Genomic DNA, 16,302 nt, shown 5'->3' with positions numbered 1-16,302 from the left:
AGAGCCAACTAAAAATTTTTAAATATAATCGCCGCTTAAAACAAGGAGTGCTAATGAAAAAATTCTATCTTAAAATTTATATACTAACGTTTATGGTGGTATTAATAGCCATCCCCGCTGCGGCAAAATCGCATTTGACAAGCTTGATAAAGTTGGAGGATTTTAATAACGAAGAGCAAAGGATGCTTTTTAAATCCTGCGATTATGGCGATGGAAAATATGGATCGTGCAATAAACTCGTTGAAATTTTATCTAAAGAGTGCGAGAACGGCGATATGCGCTCATGTACTATACAGAGTGATTTTTTACAATCTTTGTTTAGAGAAGAGGAAGCTATGAAATATCTGATTAAGCTGTGCGATGCTAACCTTATCGAATATTGCATGGGGCTAGGTTGGGAAGATATAGAATTTAACGGCAATATACAAAGGGCAATTAGGAGTTTTGAAAAAGTATGCGATAGCAAGCTGAAGAATAGTGAGCTTTTTTGTAGAATGAATGAGGAATTAAAGAGCTGTTTAAAAGATAAAGAATGCAATCCGATAATAAAAGGCAAAGCTCTTTTAAAAAGAACTGTAGAGGAGCTGAAATGAGAAGTATTGGCGTTTTATTCTTATTGATTATGATATTGTCGTGTCCGTTATCTGCCAAATCTACGGCAGAGGAACAAAATCTTTATAATGAATGCAATAAAGGAAACGGCAAATATAGCTCGTGTACTAAGCTAATAGAAATTTTATCTAAAAAATGCGATAGCGGTAATATGGAAAAATGCGATGATTTGGGCTATGTCATGGGTTTAGAGCTCGGTATGCGTGAAGCGGCTTTTGTGCCCTTAGAAAAATCTTGCAAGGCAGGTATTGCAGCCTCTTGTTTTAACCTAGGAATTCATGATATTGCGATAAGAGGCAATGTCAAAAGAGCGGCACATAATTACAGCATAGCTTGCGAAAAATATTCAGAGCATCTAGAAAAAGAAAGAATATTTAAACTAAAATCTTGCGCGCTAAAGACGGCTTTAGAAAACTGCTTACGAGATGAGGAGGAACACGATCCCGTAAAGTGCGCGAAAAAAGCCTTTTGGGAAATAAGTGATAAATACGACGCAAATTCAACCAAGGAGTAAAAGATGGCGAATCCAAAGAGAGGCAAAGAGTGCTAATGAAAAAATTCTATCTTAAAATTTGGCTACTTGCATTTATAATGGCATTTGTATCGATCCCTGCTGCGGCACAATCGTCTTTAACAGGTTTAATAAAGTTAGAAGATTTGAGGAGCGAAGAGCAAAGAGCGCTTTTGAAATCCTGCGATTACGGTGACGGAAAATATAGTTCGTGCAATAAACTCGTTGAAATTTTATCTAAAGAGTGCGATGGCGGTGATATGCGCTCATGTGCTATACAGAGTGATCTTTTGCGATCATTACGCCGAATAGAGGAAGCTACGAAATATCTGATTAAGCTGTGTGATGCTAATAGTACATATCACTGTTTTATATTGGGTACGCTAGATATATATGTAAACGGTAATATGCAAGCAGCAATTAAAAGTCTTGAAAAAGTTTGTAATAGCGATCTTAAAGATAGAGATATAGTTTGCAAAAATATCGAGGAACTGAAAGCTTGCCTGAAAGACAAAGAGTGTAACCCTATAAAAAAAGGTAAAATTATTTTTGAAGGTGTCGAAAGGAAATTGTATGGGGAAAATTAATTTTGTATTTTATTCTATGATATTTTTAGCTTCTATCGTAATGGCTGGTAAGCATACGGCTGAAGAGGAAAATCTTTATAACGAATGCGATAAAGGAAACGGCAAATATAGTTCGTGTACTAAACTAATAGAAATTTTATCCGAAAAATGTGATAACGGAGATATGACCAGATGCTCGGATCTTGGTTCTATATTGGGTATTGAACTCGGTATGCGCGAAGCGGCTTTTGTGCCCTTAGAAAAATCCTGCAAGGCGGGTGTTGCAGCCTCTTGTTTTAACCTCGGAATTCATGACATAGGTTTAAGAGGCAATATTAAAAAGGCTGTTATAAACTACACTATAGCTTGCGAAAAGTATTCAGAACGCTTGGAAGAAGAAAGAATATTTAAACTAAGATCTTGCGCGTTAAAGGTAGCTTTAGAAAACTGCTTACGAGATGAGGAGGAACACGATCCCGTAAAGTGTGCGATAGAAGCATTTGAAGAAATAACTGATAAATACAACGCAAATTCAATTAAGGAGTAAAAGATGGCGAATCTGAAGGAGGCAAAGAGCGATAATGAAAGAATTTTATCCCGCAATTTTGGCGCTTTTAATAACGCAAGCCGCGGCAGAGCGTAATCAAAGCGTAGCCGATAGCAAAGAGATAAAATTTACGTCGTTTTCTGATTTAAATTTATATTGTTTACGAAAGCTGAAATGAAAGCGCTATTTTTAACTCGCAATAAAACAAGCGTGCAAATGGGTGCTTGATATGAGCGAGGAGGAGAAAGAGCAAATTTTATATTTGAGGCGATATTTAAAGCTAGGCTGCAAAGACGGCAATGCGCAAATGTGCAAGGATTTAGGAAAAATAGGAAATTAGGGCAGAATTTTAAATACTAAATTGCCCCACTTGCAAGCTCATAAAATTCGGACTTTAAAATTTAATCTTAATTGGGCTATAATCTTAGAATTAATATTCAAAAAGGAGTTTTTATGCAAACACAAAATAATTTTATAAACCGCGAGCTAAGCTGGCTGCGCTTCAATACCCGCGTGCTAGAACAATGCAAAAAGGATATCCCGCTAATTGAAAAATTAAAATTTCTAGCGATTTACAGCACGAATTTAGACGAATTTTATATGATCCGCGTGGCGGGTCTGAAACAGCTTTTTACCGCCGGCGTTATAACCAGCGGAGATGACGAGATGACGCCTCTTGAGCAGCTACGCGCGATCCGCTCCTATCTAAGAAACGAACAAACCGAGCTTGAGCAGCAGTATTTCGGCATCCAAAAAGAGCTTTGCAAAAACGGGCTTTTTATCAAAAGTTACGACGAGCTACAGCCCGAGCTGAAGCCGGTGGCGGACGAGTTTTTTTTCTCGCAGATAATGCCCGTCATCGTCCCGATCGCAGTGGATGCGACCCATCCCTTCCCTCATCTAAACAATCTCAGCTTCTCCCTTGCGGTCAAGCTCTGCGATGAGGGCGCGCCCGAGTCGGTGCATTTTGGGATGATTAGAATTCCGCGCGTGATCCCGCGCTTCGTGCAGGTCGCGCAAAACACCTACGTGCCGATCGGCACCATCGTAAAGCGCCATGCGGAGGAGATTTTCCCGGGCTACAAGCTCATCAGCTCCGCAGCTTTCCGCGTCACGCGAAACGCCGACATCGTAATCGAGGAGGAAGAAGCGGACGATTTTATGATGATCCTAGAAGCGGGGCTTAAACTGCGCCGCAAAGGAGCTTTCGTACGACTTCAGATCGAAAAGGACGCCGATGCCGAGCTTTTAGAATTTCTAAATTCTCATCTTAAAATTTTTTACAAAGATATATATGAATGCGCCGTGCCGCTTACGCTGGACGGGCTTTGGGAGATCGCTTCCAATAAGGATTTTTCCTTTCTAGCCCATCCTCAGTATCTGCCAAAGACGCTGCCCCCCTTTAACGAAAACACCTCCGTTATGAGCGCTATGGAGAAGGAGGATATCCTGCTGATCCATCCTTACGAAAGTTTCGATCCGGTACAAAAACTCATCAAAGAGGCTGCAAAAGATCCGAAGGTCATCTCGATCCGTATGACGCTGTATCGCGTGGAGAAAAACTCCCCGATCGTCCAGAGCCTGATCGAGGCTGCAAGCGATGGCAAGCAGGTAACGGTGATGGTCGAGCTTAAGGCGAGATTTGATGAGGAAAACAACCTGCACTGGGCAAAGGCGCTTGAAGACGCGGGCGCGCACGTGATCTACGGCATCACGGGCTTTAAAGTCCACGCCAAGGTAACGCAGATCATCAAAAAAGAGGAAGGCAAGTTAAAATTTTATATCCACTTAGGCACGGGCAACTACAACGGCTCGAGCGCTAAAATTTACACCGACGTGAGCTTTTTTACCTGCGGCGACCGCTTCGATAAGGACACGACGAATTTCTTCCACATCCTCTCGGGCTACAACAAAAACCGCAAGCTTGACAACCTCGCTATGTCGCCGATGCAGATCAAAGAGCGGCTCCTGGCGATGATAAAAAACGAGGAAAAAAAAGGCTCTGCCGGCAGGATCATCGCTAAGATGAACGCTCTTGTCGACGGTGATATGATCAAGGCGTTATATAAGGCAAGTGCGGCGGGCGTAAAGATCGATCTAATCGTGCGCGGCATCTGCTGCTTGCGCCCGGCGCTTAAGGGCGTTAGCGAAAATATCCGCGTAATCTCGATCGTCGGCAAATACCTGGAGCACGCTAGAATTTTTTACTTCGCGCACGCCCAGCCCAGCCTATACATCGCGAGCGCGGATTGGATGCCGCGAAATTTAGAGCGCAGACTGGAACTGATGAGCCCGATTTACAACGAAAATCTGCAAAACAAGCTCAAAGAAATTTTAAAACTTCAGCTAAGCGATAACGAGCTTGCATTCGAGCTGCAAAGCAGCGGCGAGTACCGAAAGATCGCGCCGAAAAAGGGCGAAGAGAGGATCGACGATCAGGAATTTTTAGAAGCTTATTTTAGTAAAATTTATAAAAATATCCGCAAGCACGATGAAAGCGGCACGGCACTAACTAAGCTTTTAAAAGAGAGCTAGCGCGGCCTTGGTTTGTGCTAGGGCTAGCCGTGCGCTAAGCCCGCGCGCAAACCGAGATCATAAAAAGATACAGATAAGCTCTAAAAAAACAGACTCGTGTAGTTATCTCGGGGATTTATACAAAAATGGATGGAATATTAAACAAGATAGATCCTTAGCAAAAGAATTTTACCGGAAAGCATGCGATTTAGCAGAGCAGATCGGCTGCGACGAATACAAGCAATTAAACGAAGCGGAACTCATCGATGATAAGCAGCACGGCATCGCACCGAGCGCGCCTTAATCCGTGAAGCTTGCATGCTTGCGCACAAACAAGGCTATGCAATCAGCGAGCTATCAAATTTTTAGAATTTTAAAATTATAAATTTTACTGAACGTTACTTAGTAGAAATACTAGTCTGCCACGATGCCAGCTATAAGCTGCGAGTAGATAAAATTCCGCTCACTACGGTACGGTATCTGCTATGTGGCGCGCAATGATTAGATCGTAATCTTTGCCGTGTAAATTTACCGAGCCGAAAAGCATAGCGCCCGTATGTGCTAAAAATTTCGCAGGCGCACAGCCTCACACTAAGCAAATCGCAGGGGAATTTTAATGTCGTAAATCTGCAAGCGGATCATCTCGCTTCCAAGCAGCGAGAGGCTTTTTGCGGCAATGTGCGTAATCTAGTTCTTTTTCGCTCTATCTCGCCCGCTTGTAACGACAAGTCTTATAAACGCAGTGGTCCTTTAAAAATTTTAACTTCAAATTTTGCTCCGAAGCTCGCTAAATTTAAGGAAGAGCCCACACAGATAAATTGTTCTATTTTCGCGCGGCGCACGAGGTTTTTAAATTTGCGGCGCCCGCAGGAGGCTTTAAAGCTCGCTAAGTCTCGCCGTCGTTAGCGCGCAGGGCTGATCCGGCTAGAGATCTTTTGCGCGATTTATCTCCTTGTATTACTTGTTTAAAATCCCGCCGCAGTATATGTCGGCGCCGGACAAATCATCGCTTCGTTTTAAATTTAATCCTCATATCCTCTAATGCTAATATGTCTTCCCTCTATCTTAGGAACTACGGGCTTCTTTTTAAGCTTAACGCCATACAAATTAATACCGTAAAGTTTGCTAAGGCGGATAAAATCGACGTTAAGCTCCTCTAAATTGGTATCGCGAAGATCAATGTATTTAAGGCTCGTCATATCGTTTATACTCTGCGGTAGTTTTTTGATCGAGGTCTCGGACAGATCTAGAACTTCTAAATTTTTTAAGTTTCCTGCGCTTTCCGGGATCTGCGTAATATTTTTGCCGTGGATGTAAAGCTCCTTTAAATTATGTAGGTTTCCGATGCTCTCAGGGATTTTCGTAATGGCTTGGCTGTTAATTTTCAGCTCTTCCAAAGCATCAAGCATGCCGATGCTCTCAGGCAGACTCTCTTGCTTATATCTGCCAATATCGAGTTTTTTTAAGCTTTTTAATGCGCCGATACTTTCAGGGATTTCTTGTATATTTTCAGACCAAATATCAAGCTCCTGCAGATTATGCAAATCCTCTAACTCAGATGGGATCGTTTTGATATTTGAACTTATATGAATCCTTTTGAGCGACGGGATTTTCACGGCGAGCCGTAATCTCTGCTCGTCCATATGACCCCACTCCTCAAGATTGGGTAAATTTACGATATTTTCAGGAGGAGAGGTAAAATCTTCGCTTAGTTCCTTTAGGCTAGACATTCGCGAAACCTCATCGGGTAGCGCCTCTATATGCGTGTTCGTAAGATATAAAATTTCCAGGTTTTTCAGCTCTGCTAGATACGTAGGCAAAGTATGTAAAAAATTACAACTATAACAGTGGAGCTCTCGCAGCTTGCTCATCCCTGTAATCTGCGGCGGCAATTGCGAAATATGCGTTTCATCGAGCTCAAGATATTCTAAATTTTTTAAATTCGCTACATTCGCGCTCAACTCTTTTACGGGGCAACTATCCAAAATCAGAGTCTTAAGATTCGGAATTTTAGAGATATTTTCACTAATCTCCGTAAATTCGGTAGCGCGCAAGCCTAAATACTTGAGCTTTTGTAAATTTTGCACGCAAGAGGGCAGATCCGAAACTCTCGCGCCTTGCAGATCGAGCTTTTTTAAATTTGAAAGCAAGCAAATCTCGGGCGGAACCTGCGTAACCTCATCCACTCTAATCGGCGAAACGGTCATAAAATTCGCGTTTCTGCCGAAGTCTAGCTCATCAATGTCCGCAAGCTTTTCATACAAATCCCACGTCGTAGCGATATCGCTAAAGAAGCTTATACCATAGTAATTCTCTCGCCCTTTATCGCTAAAGCGTAGAAAATCCGCCAAGTTTTGCATCTGCGTATTTTGATCCTCGCTCAGCTTTGGGCTCGACTTCAAGCGGATGCCCTGCGCATCGTTTGACATACTAATTTTAATGCCTTTAAAACCGGAGATCGATTGTATGCAGAGCGAAAAAGCAACTGCTATAAATAGCCCGATATAAATCTTTTTCATTTGAGTCGCCTTTTTAAAATTTAAAATTCTTAGTATCTGCCGCGCGATATTTATAAAATTTAAGCGACCGCTTTTTGCAAGCTTGATTTAAAATCCTCACATCGCTATGCGCTTTGCAAATCCCATCAAATTTTAAAATTTAGGAATTTCGCCAGCGTCTTAAAGGCGAGGCGAAATTCCAAATCGAAGGATGCTTGTAAATTTTATTTATAAGCTTTGATCGCTTTGTCTAGGATTTTCTCCGCTTCGGCGGCGCTTGCGAAATCCTTTACTTTGACCCATTTATTCGGCTCTAAAAGCTTGTAGGTTTCGAAGAAATTTTTGATCTTATCCAGCGTCGCTTTAGGCAGATCGGCGACCCCTTTAATGCCCTCATATCGCGGATCGATCTTGCTAACCGGCACGGCAAGCAGCTTCTCGTCCATGCCGCTTTCGTCCTCCATCATCAAAACGCCGATTAAGCGGCACGGGATCACGCTACCGGCGGCAAGCGGGTATTCGTTTAGCACCAAAACATCCGCAGGATCGCCGTCGTCAGCCAAGGTATTGGGCACGAAGCCGTAGTTTGCGGGATAAAACATCGCGCCGTATAGCACACGATCTACGCAGAGCGCACCGCTTGCTTTGTCAATCTCGTATTTGATGTTCGAGCCGTAAGGGATCTCGATCACTGCGTTGATTTTGTCGGGGTTTGAGCCCACTTTTATCTTTGAAAGATCCATAGTTTTCCTTTATTTAGAATTTAAAATTTTGATATTTTTCACGTCTATCGTCGTTTTAGTGAAATCTTTGTCGATCTCGCCGCTAATTTGCACGAGCGTGTTTTCATCCACGCTCACGCCGCGCCAAACGTCATCATCGATCTCAACCTCGATGCTATCGCCGTTTTGATCCACAAATCGATAATGTTCGTGTCTGAGTTGAGATTTTATCTTGCCGTCGATTACGACAAAAGAATCATCTCTTAATTTAAGCGCTTCTTTAACGCTTAACGGCTGAGTTTGCGCCACGGAGCCGCTTGGCACGAACCCGCCCGCAGCGAATGCGGCCGCGCACAAAGCCATACTAAGTAAAAATTTTCTAACCATATCCATCCTTAAAATTTTAATCTCTATCGTCCGCAAACAGATCCGGAATTTCATTAAATTTAAATCCGCTTGCATTTGACGCTCGCATTTAAATTTACACGGCGAGCTGCTTAAATTTACGCTTAAATTTTAATTATCTCGCGCAACGGCAAGCTATAAATTTAAAAGCGCGCTCGTCGTGCTAAAGGGCGCGTTAAATTTAAGCGCGATCTGCACCGCTTGCGGTATGAAAAAGAAGCCAAAGGCGCTTAAAATTTAAGCCGCCATCCAAGCGCGCTAGCCCAGTTTCTCGATCTGCGCGGCGATTATAGCGTTTATGTCCGCTACGATCTCCTCGACCGTGCGCTCGCCGTTTACGCTGTAAAATACGCCCGCGTCGCCGTAAAATTTACGGATATCCTCGATCGGCTCTGAAAATACCGCCATGCGGTTTTTAAAGACCTCCTCGTTATCGTCCGCTCCGCGAGCGCGACCTAAAACACGCTCCTTGGCGACCTCTTCGCTGACGCACACCTCGATTACTGCGCTAAGATTTACATCATCGTCGCCTCGCAGCACCTCGTCTAGCTTATTCATCTGCTCGACGCTTCTTGGATAGCCGTCGATGATGATGAAGTCTTTAGGCGAGCTTTTAATCGCGCTAACGATAGCATTTACGACGATATCAAGCGGCACGAGATTGCCTTTAGAGATGAAGCCGTCTATCTGTTTGCCCAAAGCGCTGCCGCTTGCTACCTCGGCGCGTAGCAGATCGCCAGTGGAGTAGTGCTCGATGCTTTGATTCATCTGAGCGATCATATTCGCATCGGTCGTTTTACCGCTGCCAGGAGCGCCAATGATTAGAAAAAGGCTTTTCATTTTTGCTCCTTCTTATGAAGCCTAAGACCTAGCTCGCGAAGCTGCTCGTCTGTAACGACGCTAGGAGCTTTGGTGAGCGGACACTGCGCGCGCTGCGTTTTAGGAAACGCGATAACCTCGCGGATACTGCTTGAGCCGGTAACGAGCATCATCAGCCTATCAAAGCCGATCGCGATACCTCCGTGCGGAGGCGCGCCGAAGCTTAGCGCATCAAGCAGGAAGCCGAATTTCTCCCTCTGCTCCGCGGGCTCGATCTTAAGCAGCCTAAAGACCTTCTCTTGAATGTCCGCTTTGTGGATCCTGATACTGCCGCCGCCAAGCTCGATGCCGTTTAACACGACGTCGTAGGCGATCGACGTGATATCCTCCAAATCGGGCTCATCGGGATTGTTCGGCATAGTGAAAGGATGGTGCATCGCGGAGTAGCTGCCGTCGTCGTTTTGCTCAAACATAGGGAAATTTACGACCCACAAAAACTCAAGCCTGTTCGGATCTATGAGACCAAGCTCGTTTGCGAGGAAAATTCTAAATCTACCCATATAATCAAGCACGATTTTCTTTTTGCCCGCGCCAAAAAATACGACGTCGCCGACCTTTAGCTCGCAACGCTTGATAAGCTCGTCTAGCTCGCTTTTTCCAAAGAATTTTACCAGTGGTCCCTTTAGACCATCCTCTTTTACTTGGATAAACGCGAGGCCCTGCGCGCCGAATTTTTTTACGTATTCCTCAAAGCCTTGCATCTGGCGCTTGCTAAATTTCAGATCGCCGCCCTCGACTTTAAGAGCTTTTACGCGGTTAGCTTTGCGGTCTTTGGCTAAATTTGAAAAAATTTCATTGCTCGATTTTTCAAAAATATCGGCTACGTCGATGAAAGGCATATCGTAGCGCAGATCGGGTTTATCGCTGCCGTAAAGCTCCATCGCGTCTTTATACTCCATATGTCTAAAAGGGGTGACGATCTCGCGACCGCAGGATTTGAAAATATCCTTTAAAACCTCCTCGGCTACGCTCATTACGTCATACTGGGTATTGAAGCTCATCTCGATATCGATCTGCGTAAATTCCGGCTGGCGGTCGGCGCGCAAGTCCTCATCGCGGAAGCAGCGCGCGATCTGGAAGTATTTATCAAAGCCTGAGCACATCAAAAGCTGCTTGAAAAGCTGCGGACTTTGCGGAAGCGCGTAGAAGCTGCCCGGATAGACGCGGCTAGGTACTAGATAATCCCTAGCACCTTCAGGCGTCGCGCGCGTTAAGATCGGCGTTTCGACCTCCACAAAGCCTAGCCTATCAAGAGCATTTCGCGCGGCGATCGCAGCCTTGGAGCGCATCTTAAATTTATCGAAGCTTCCATCGGCGCGCAGATCCAAAAAGCGATATTTCAGCTTCGTTTCTTCGTTGACGCTTTTATCACCGATTACGAAAGGAAGCGGCTTGCTCGGATTTTCGATCTCTAAGCTTTCTACTACGACTTCGATGTCGCCGGTTTTTAAATTTGGATTTTCCAGCCCTTCGCCGCGAGCGCGGATCTTGCCGACGGCTTTTAGGACGAATTCGTTTCGCACGGTATTTGCTACCTCGTATGCCGAGTGGCTATCTTTGGGATCACAGACTAGCTGTAAAAGCCCGCTTCGGTCGCGCAAATCTATAAAAATCACGCCACCGTGGTCGCGGTAAGAATTTACCCAGCCGCACACGGTTACACTTTTGCCGATATCGTTTTTACTCAAATCGGCGCAATAATGACTTCGCAAATTTACTCCTTTAAAATTATTTGTAAAACGCAAGTATAGTTAAATTTTGCTTTTACAAAGCTAATTTTTTATAAAATAAAACTATGGAAAACAAAATTCATAAAAACCTTAAATTCGCGGGGCTAATAGCCAAAAAATCAGAAGAGATTCGCCCCGTCGTGGAGCAAATTTGCGAAATTTTAAAAGCGCAAGGTATTGAGCTTTTGCTTGAAGAGGACGGAGCGGAATTTTTCGGCCTTAAGCCGCATACGCTTGCAGAAATTTTAAAAAAGACCAATTTTTTAATCAGCCTCGGCGGCGACGGCACCCTCATCGGGCTTGCGAGGCTGCTAAACGATAAAAACGCGTTTATTTTGGGTATCAACGCAGGTACTCTCGGGTTTTTAACGGACGTGCAGCCGAGCGAATTCGCAAAATTTTTAAAGGAATTTTTGCGCGGCGAATACGAGATCGAGCGCCCGTTTTTGCTCGAAGTGATACTGGAAAACGGCAGCGGCAAAATCGTCCGCAAGGCCGCATTTAACGACGTCGTAATCACCCGCAGCCACATCTCCTCGATGGCGAAGATCGACGCGTTTTTAAATAGAAAATATTTCAACACCTACTACGGCGACGGCGTGATCGTAAGCTCCGCCGTAGGCTCGACCGCGTATAATATGAGCGCGAACGGATCTATCGTCTATCCGCTGTGCGACGTGTTTTGCGTCACGCCGATCTGCTCGCATAGCCTGACGCAGCGGCCTTTGATCCTGCCAAAAGAGTATCTTGCAAGCTTCAAGAACGCCGGAAGCTCCGAAGTTAGCGTCGTTATCGACGGACAAGACGTTTTTAATATGGCGGAGTTTAGTAGCGTGAGCGTTAAAATTTCACACGCCAAGGCAAATTTAATAAAACGCAGAAGCTACGATTATTTCGACGTTTTAAAAGCCAAACTCAGATGGGGGCACGACGGATGCTAGAAAGAATTTATATTAAAAATAATCTAGGTTTTTGCGAGAGCGAGCTTAGTTTTGGCTCAGGGCTTAGCGTATTTACAGGCATCAGCGGCGCGGGTAAATCGGTATTAATAGGCGCGATTTTAGCGGTGTTTGGGCTTAAAGAATGCGAGGCAGAGCTCATAGAAGCGGACGTAGAGCATAAATTTGATATGGAAAATTTTGGCTTGATAAACGATACGCCAAATACCTTTCGCGTTCTAAAAGAGCGTAGCTTGCGATACTTTATAAATTCCCAATCGGTCTCAAAAAAAAATCTAAGCACGATCTCCGGCGAATACGTGAAATTTTTAGGCGCGAAAAACGCCGGCGAAATGAGTAGCGACAGCTTGCTAAAATTACTTGATTTTATCGCCGCGAAAAAAGATGCGGCGCACGCGCAAAGCTTATCAGAGCTTCAGGGCGCCTTTGTGGAATTTAGCCGCACAAAAAAGCAGCTGGATGAAATTTTAGATCAAGAGCGCAAGATCGAGGAGTTAAAGGAATTTGCTCGCTTCGAGATTGAAAAAATCGAGCGCGTATCGCCTAAGATCGGCGAATATGAGGAGCTTTTGCAGATCAAAAAAAAGCTTAGTAAAAAAGATAAGATCGAGGAACTTTGGGCTAGGGCGCAGGGCGTTTTTGAGCTGGAGCGCAGCGTCATCGAAGCGCTAAGTCTTAGCGGACTGGATAGTGCGTTTTTTGAGGATGCGATGAATGAACTACGGCTAAAGCAGGAAAGTTTAAACTTAGACGAGCTAGAAAACATCGACATAGAGAAAATTTTAGATCGCATCGAAGCTCTTAGCGCGCTAAATAGGCGCTACGGAAGCGTAGAAGAGGCTTTAGCTACGCTTGAAGCGCGCAAAAAAGAGCTTGAGCATTACGAGCGGTTAAGCTTTGAAAAAACCAAGTTACAAGCGGAATTTAAACGTCTTAGCGAAAGCACCACTATCCTTGCCGAAAAAATTAGCGAGGCTCGCAAGGGCGCTAAAAAACGGCTCGAGGATCTGATAAATTCCTATCTAAAGCAGCTTTATATGGACGGAGTGGAGCTTAGTTTTAAGCCCGCGGTTCTTAGTGAGTGCGGCACGGACGAAATTTGCGTCAGCTTGTGCAAGACGGAATTTAAAAATTTAAGCTCAGGCGAAACGAACCGCCTACGCCTTGCTTTCATCGCGGCAAGCTTGGAGCTTACAAATAACGGCGAAGGAATTTTAATCTTAGACGAGATTGATTCAAATTTAAGTGGAAAAGAGGCGATGAGTATTGCAAACGTGCTGGTAAAAATTTCAAAATTTTATCAAATTTTTGCGATCTCGCACCAGCCGCAGCTTAGCTCAAAGGCTGCGTCACACTTTTTAGTAAGTAAAACGAACGGCAAATCTAGCGTGAGATTATTAAGCGAAAATGAGAAAATAACAGAGCTAGCTCGTATGATAAGCGGCGAGACTATTACTGCAGAAGCCCTGGAATTCGCTAAAAAACTAAGGCAAAGCTGAAGGAATTTTAAGCTTAAGTTTAAATCTGAAATTTTTTGCTACAATACCACGTTTAATTTAAATTTAAGTGTGATTTTGCAAAACGACGTAAAATCCGCTTCGAAAAATTTTATCAAGTGAGTTTTATGATTATAGATACACATTGCCATTTAGACGATGCTAGTTTCGATACCGATTTGGACGCGGTAATTGAGCGCGCCACGATTGCAGGCGTGCGCAGCATCATCATTCCTGGTGCCGATGTAGCAGACCTAGATAAGGCATGTAAAATTTCGCACGCGCGGAATAATGTGTATTTTGCCGTAGGGGTACATCCATACGAGATAGATTCTTTCGATATGGAGGTGCTGAAGCGGTATGCTGACGATCCCAAATGCGTGGGCGTTGGCGAATGCGGTCTTGATTACTTCAGACTTAAGCAGCAAGAGAACAAGGAAACCAAAGCCTTAGAAATCTCCCGCCAAAAAGACGCCTTCATCTCACAAATCGATCTAGCAACACAACTTCAAAAACCACTTATAGTCCATATCCGAGAAGCAAACGAAGATAGCTTTGGAATTCTAAAAGATCGCGCCGGCGATTTATGCGGCGGTGTTTTGCACTGCTTCAATGCCAGCAAGCTTTTGCTAGGTCTTAGCGAATACGGATTTTACTTCGGTATCGGCGGAGTTTTGACATTCAAAAATGCAAAAAACTTAGCTGAGATCTTACCGCAAATTCCGCAAGAGCGCCTCTTAATCGAGACGGATGCACCATATCTAACCCCGCATCCGCATCGCGGCGAGCGCAACGAGCCTGCATTTACGAGACTCGTGGTAGAAAAAGTCGCGGAAATTTTAAGCCTAAGCGTAGAAGAGGTCGAAGCAATAACGACTCAAAACGCCTGTAGGCTTTTTGGCGATAAAATCAAAGGAGAGATATGAAAGCCATAAAATTTATACTGCTAGCCCTGCTTTTAGTGGGCGAAGCGTTTGCGAGCCAGCCTGGTCTGATGCGCGCAAATCACGACTATATTTTAAATCAATTCGGCATCGAAAATAACGAATCGAGCAAAAACGTAGTCGCGGGCATATTCCGTGCGATCAATGCAAGCGATCGCAAGCAGTTTAAGCATATCGTGACTTCGCAGTCGCACAATGCCTACTTGGTCAAATCCGAGGTAGATAACATCGAAGCTCCGGAGTTCTTATTGTATTTGGCAATGGTAGAATCTCATCTTAAAAACACCGTAACTTCGGGCGCTAGCGCAGGTGGTATGTGGCAGCTGATGCCGGCGACCGCAAAAAATTTCGGTCTTAGAGTAGATAGTGCAGTAGATGAGCGTCGCGATCCCGCAGCCTCTACGGATGCTGCGTTTTCGTATATTTTGCATCTGAAGCAAAATTTTGGCAAGTGGTATTTAGCGCTAATGGCGTATAATTGCGGTGATCAAAAGCTTAAAAATGCGATTGCAGCTACTGGTAGCGATGATCTGGATCGCTTGCTAAAAAGCCCCGCACTTCCTAATGAGACTAAGAATTTTATCAAGCGTATTATTAAATACGCTTACATCGCTCAAAATGAAAATATGCGCAAAATTTTGCTTTTTGAAAGCGAGCCGTGGGGGCTAAAGCGTATCGCAGTAGCTCCGGGCACAAAGCTAAGCGCAGTTGCAAAACAGATCGGAATTTCGCCGTCGCAGATGCAGGATTACAACGCGCATATTAAAAACGGAATTTCGCCACTTAACGGCAAGTACTTCTTTTATATCCCACAAAGCAAATATGCAGAATTTGTCGTAAATCAAGGCGCGTTTCAAGCGTATGAACCACGTCTGAAACAGCGCAAGCCAGGACGGGTGTTAGCAGGTTTGGCGAACGAGCTTAGCCTCAAAGACAAAAACGAAATAGCGCTAAATAATATAAAATTCAACAAATAAGATCGGATCGCAGGTGTCGTACCAGAAAATCGCTCTTTTTAGTGCGCTTTTTGCGCTGATTCTTGCCGGTTGTTCGTTTCGCACCGCACCGCCTTCTAGATCGTCTGCGGGCGGTGCGGGCAAGATTGGCAAAAACTCTCCCGCCACCATGCGCCCTTATAAAATCAACGGCAAAACCTACTATCCCGAACAAGTAAGCGTCGGTGACACTCAAATCGGCATCGCCAGCTGGTATGGGCCGAATTTTCATGGTAAATACACCTCAAACGGCGAAATTTACGATATGAACGGCATGACCGCCGCGCACAAAACCTATCCAATGAATACTATGGTAAAGGTCACGAATCGCGACACCGGCGCTACCGCAACCGTGCGCATCAACGATCGTGGTCCATTCGTGGATGGTCGCATCATTGATCTTAGCAAAACAGCTGCCAATCTAGTGGGCGTATTTGCCAAAGGCACGGCGCCTGTAAAGCTCGAAGTAGTGGGTTTTTATGGGCGCACTATTGCTAAAGGCTCGCCGAAAGCGACCATCGTTGGCGGAAATTTTATGGTGCAAATCGGTGCGTTTAGAAACAGAAGCGGCGCACAAATTTATCAGCGCGATTACCACGGCACGGCGGGATATCCTGCGATCATCAAAGAATTTAGCATAGACGGCGCGCCGATTTATCGCGTCTTTTTAAGCGGATTTAAAAGCGAGGATGAGGCGAGAGATTTCGCGCATAATGGCAAATTTACTGGAGCTTTCATCGTAAGGGAGTAGCAGTTTTATTTGACGGCTTTTACCTTCGTTTTTTTGCTTAATACGGACTTGTTAAATTTATTTGTGAGCTACTTGCGGTAAAATTTCCCGTCATCTAATAGTTATCTGCTTTAGTTGCGGCGAAGTGCGGGCTACCTGCAAGCTATTCGTAGCAAAAATTGCGCCTGCTTGAG

At 44.5% G+C, this 16,302-nt stretch carries 15 protein-coding genes; 10 read left to right on the top strand and 5 right to left on the bottom strand.

Going from position 1 to position 16,302, the window contains the following annotated elements; all coding sequences use genetic code 11:
• Nucleotides 1-53 precede the first annotated feature (53 nt).
• From Q0460_RS01025 to Q0460_RS01005, 5 genes are all read left to right on the top strand, one after another.
• Entirely contained in the window at nucleotides 54-593 is a 540-nt protein-coding gene (locus Q0460_RS01025; protein ID WP_299083767.1) for a hypothetical protein, read from the top strand.
• Complete coding sequence (locus tag Q0460_RS01020; RefSeq protein ID WP_299083764.1) at nucleotides 590-1,126, top strand: hypothetical protein; 537 nt, start codon at nucleotides 590-592, stop codon at nucleotides 1,124-1,126. The genes Q0460_RS01025 and Q0460_RS01020 overlap by 4 nt, the downstream gene beginning before the upstream one ends.
• A gap of 35 nt (nucleotides 1,127-1,161) precedes the next feature.
• On the top strand, nucleotides 1,162-1,710 hold the full coding sequence (locus Q0460_RS01015; RefSeq protein ID WP_298027372.1) for a hypothetical protein: 549 nt from the start codon (nucleotides 1,162-1,164) through the stop codon (nucleotides 1,708-1,710).
• Nucleotides 1,697-2,236 (top strand): hypothetical protein, encoded by a 540-nt coding sequence (locus Q0460_RS01010; protein ID WP_299083760.1) that lies wholly within the window; start codon nucleotides 1,697-1,699, stop codon nucleotides 2,234-2,236. Before Q0460_RS01015 ends, Q0460_RS01010 begins: the two co-directional genes overlap by 14 nt.
• Before the next feature lie 453 nt (nucleotides 2,237-2,689).
• Nucleotides 2,690-4,771 (top strand): RNA degradosome polyphosphate kinase, encoded by a 2,082-nt coding sequence (locus Q0460_RS01005; protein WP_299083757.1) that lies wholly within the window; start codon nucleotides 2,690-2,692, stop codon nucleotides 4,769-4,771.
• Between the two features lie 1,001 nt (nucleotides 4,772-5,772).
• Here the strand turns inward: Q0460_RS01005 and Q0460_RS01000 are convergent.
• From Q0460_RS01000 to aspS, 5 genes are all read right to left on the bottom strand, one after another.
• Nucleotides 5,773-7,269, bottom strand: coding sequence for a hypothetical protein (locus Q0460_RS01000; RefSeq protein WP_299083754.1), 1,497 nt, complete (start codon nucleotides 7,267-7,269; stop codon nucleotides 5,773-5,775).
• Between the two features lie 203 nt (nucleotides 7,270-7,472).
• Nucleotides 7,473-7,991 carry an inorganic diphosphatase gene (gene ppa, locus Q0460_RS00995; RefSeq protein ID WP_298757542.1) on the bottom strand — a complete coding sequence of 173 codons (519 nt, stop codon included), beginning with the start codon at nucleotides 7,989-7,991 and terminating at the stop codon, nucleotides 7,473-7,475.
• 9 nt (nucleotides 7,992-8,000) lie between these two features.
• Nucleotides 8,001-8,357, bottom strand: coding sequence for a NirD/YgiW/YdeI family stress tolerance protein (locus tag Q0460_RS00990; protein ID WP_299083750.1), 357 nt, complete (start codon nucleotides 8,355-8,357; stop codon nucleotides 8,001-8,003).
• A gap of 276 nt (nucleotides 8,358-8,633) precedes the next feature.
• Nucleotides 8,634-9,215, bottom strand: a complete 582-nt coding sequence (locus tag Q0460_RS00985; RefSeq protein ID WP_299083747.1) for an adenylate kinase — start codon at nucleotides 9,213-9,215, stop codon at nucleotides 8,634-8,636.
• A complete protein-coding gene (gene aspS / locus Q0460_RS00980) occupies nucleotides 9,212-10,966 on the bottom strand; it encodes an aspartate--tRNA ligase (protein ID WP_299083744.1) in 1,755 nt (584 codons plus the stop codon). The genes Q0460_RS00985 and aspS overlap by 4 nt, the downstream gene beginning before the upstream one ends.
• An 83-nt stretch (nucleotides 10,967-11,049) precedes the next feature.
• Here aspS and Q0460_RS00975 point away from each other — a divergent pair, with 83 nt between their 5' ends.
• From Q0460_RS00975 to Q0460_RS00955, 5 genes are all read left to right on the top strand, one after another.
• Nucleotides 11,050-11,925, top strand: a complete 876-nt coding sequence (locus Q0460_RS00975; protein ID WP_299083741.1) for an NAD(+) kinase — start codon at nucleotides 11,050-11,052, stop codon at nucleotides 11,923-11,925.
• Nucleotides 11,919-13,442, top strand: coding sequence for an AAA family ATPase (locus Q0460_RS00970; RefSeq protein ID WP_299083738.1), 1,524 nt, complete (start codon nucleotides 11,919-11,921; stop codon nucleotides 13,440-13,442). Before Q0460_RS00975 ends, Q0460_RS00970 begins: the two co-directional genes overlap by 7 nt.
• Nucleotides 13,443-13,567: 125 nt before the next feature.
• Complete coding sequence (locus Q0460_RS00965) at nucleotides 13,568-14,365, top strand: TatD family hydrolase (RefSeq protein WP_299083735.1); 798 nt, start codon at nucleotides 13,568-13,570, stop codon at nucleotides 14,363-14,365.
• Nucleotides 14,362-15,360, top strand: coding sequence for a lytic transglycosylase domain-containing protein (locus tag Q0460_RS00960; protein WP_297882548.1), 999 nt, complete (start codon nucleotides 14,362-14,364; stop codon nucleotides 15,358-15,360). The genes Q0460_RS00965 and Q0460_RS00960 overlap by 4 nt, the downstream gene beginning before the upstream one ends.
• 13 nt (nucleotides 15,361-15,373) lie before the next feature.
• On the top strand, nucleotides 15,374-16,129 hold the full coding sequence (locus tag Q0460_RS00955) for a septal ring lytic transglycosylase RlpA family protein (protein WP_299083732.1): 756 nt from the start codon (nucleotides 15,374-15,376) through the stop codon (nucleotides 16,127-16,129).
• Nucleotides 16,130-16,302 lie beyond the last annotated feature (173 nt).

Source organism: uncultured Campylobacter sp., assembly GCF_937980635.1.
Classification (GTDB): domain Bacteria; phylum Campylobacterota; class Campylobacteria; order Campylobacterales; family Campylobacteraceae; genus Campylobacter_B.
This window is presented reverse-complemented; position numbering and strand designations above follow the sequence as displayed.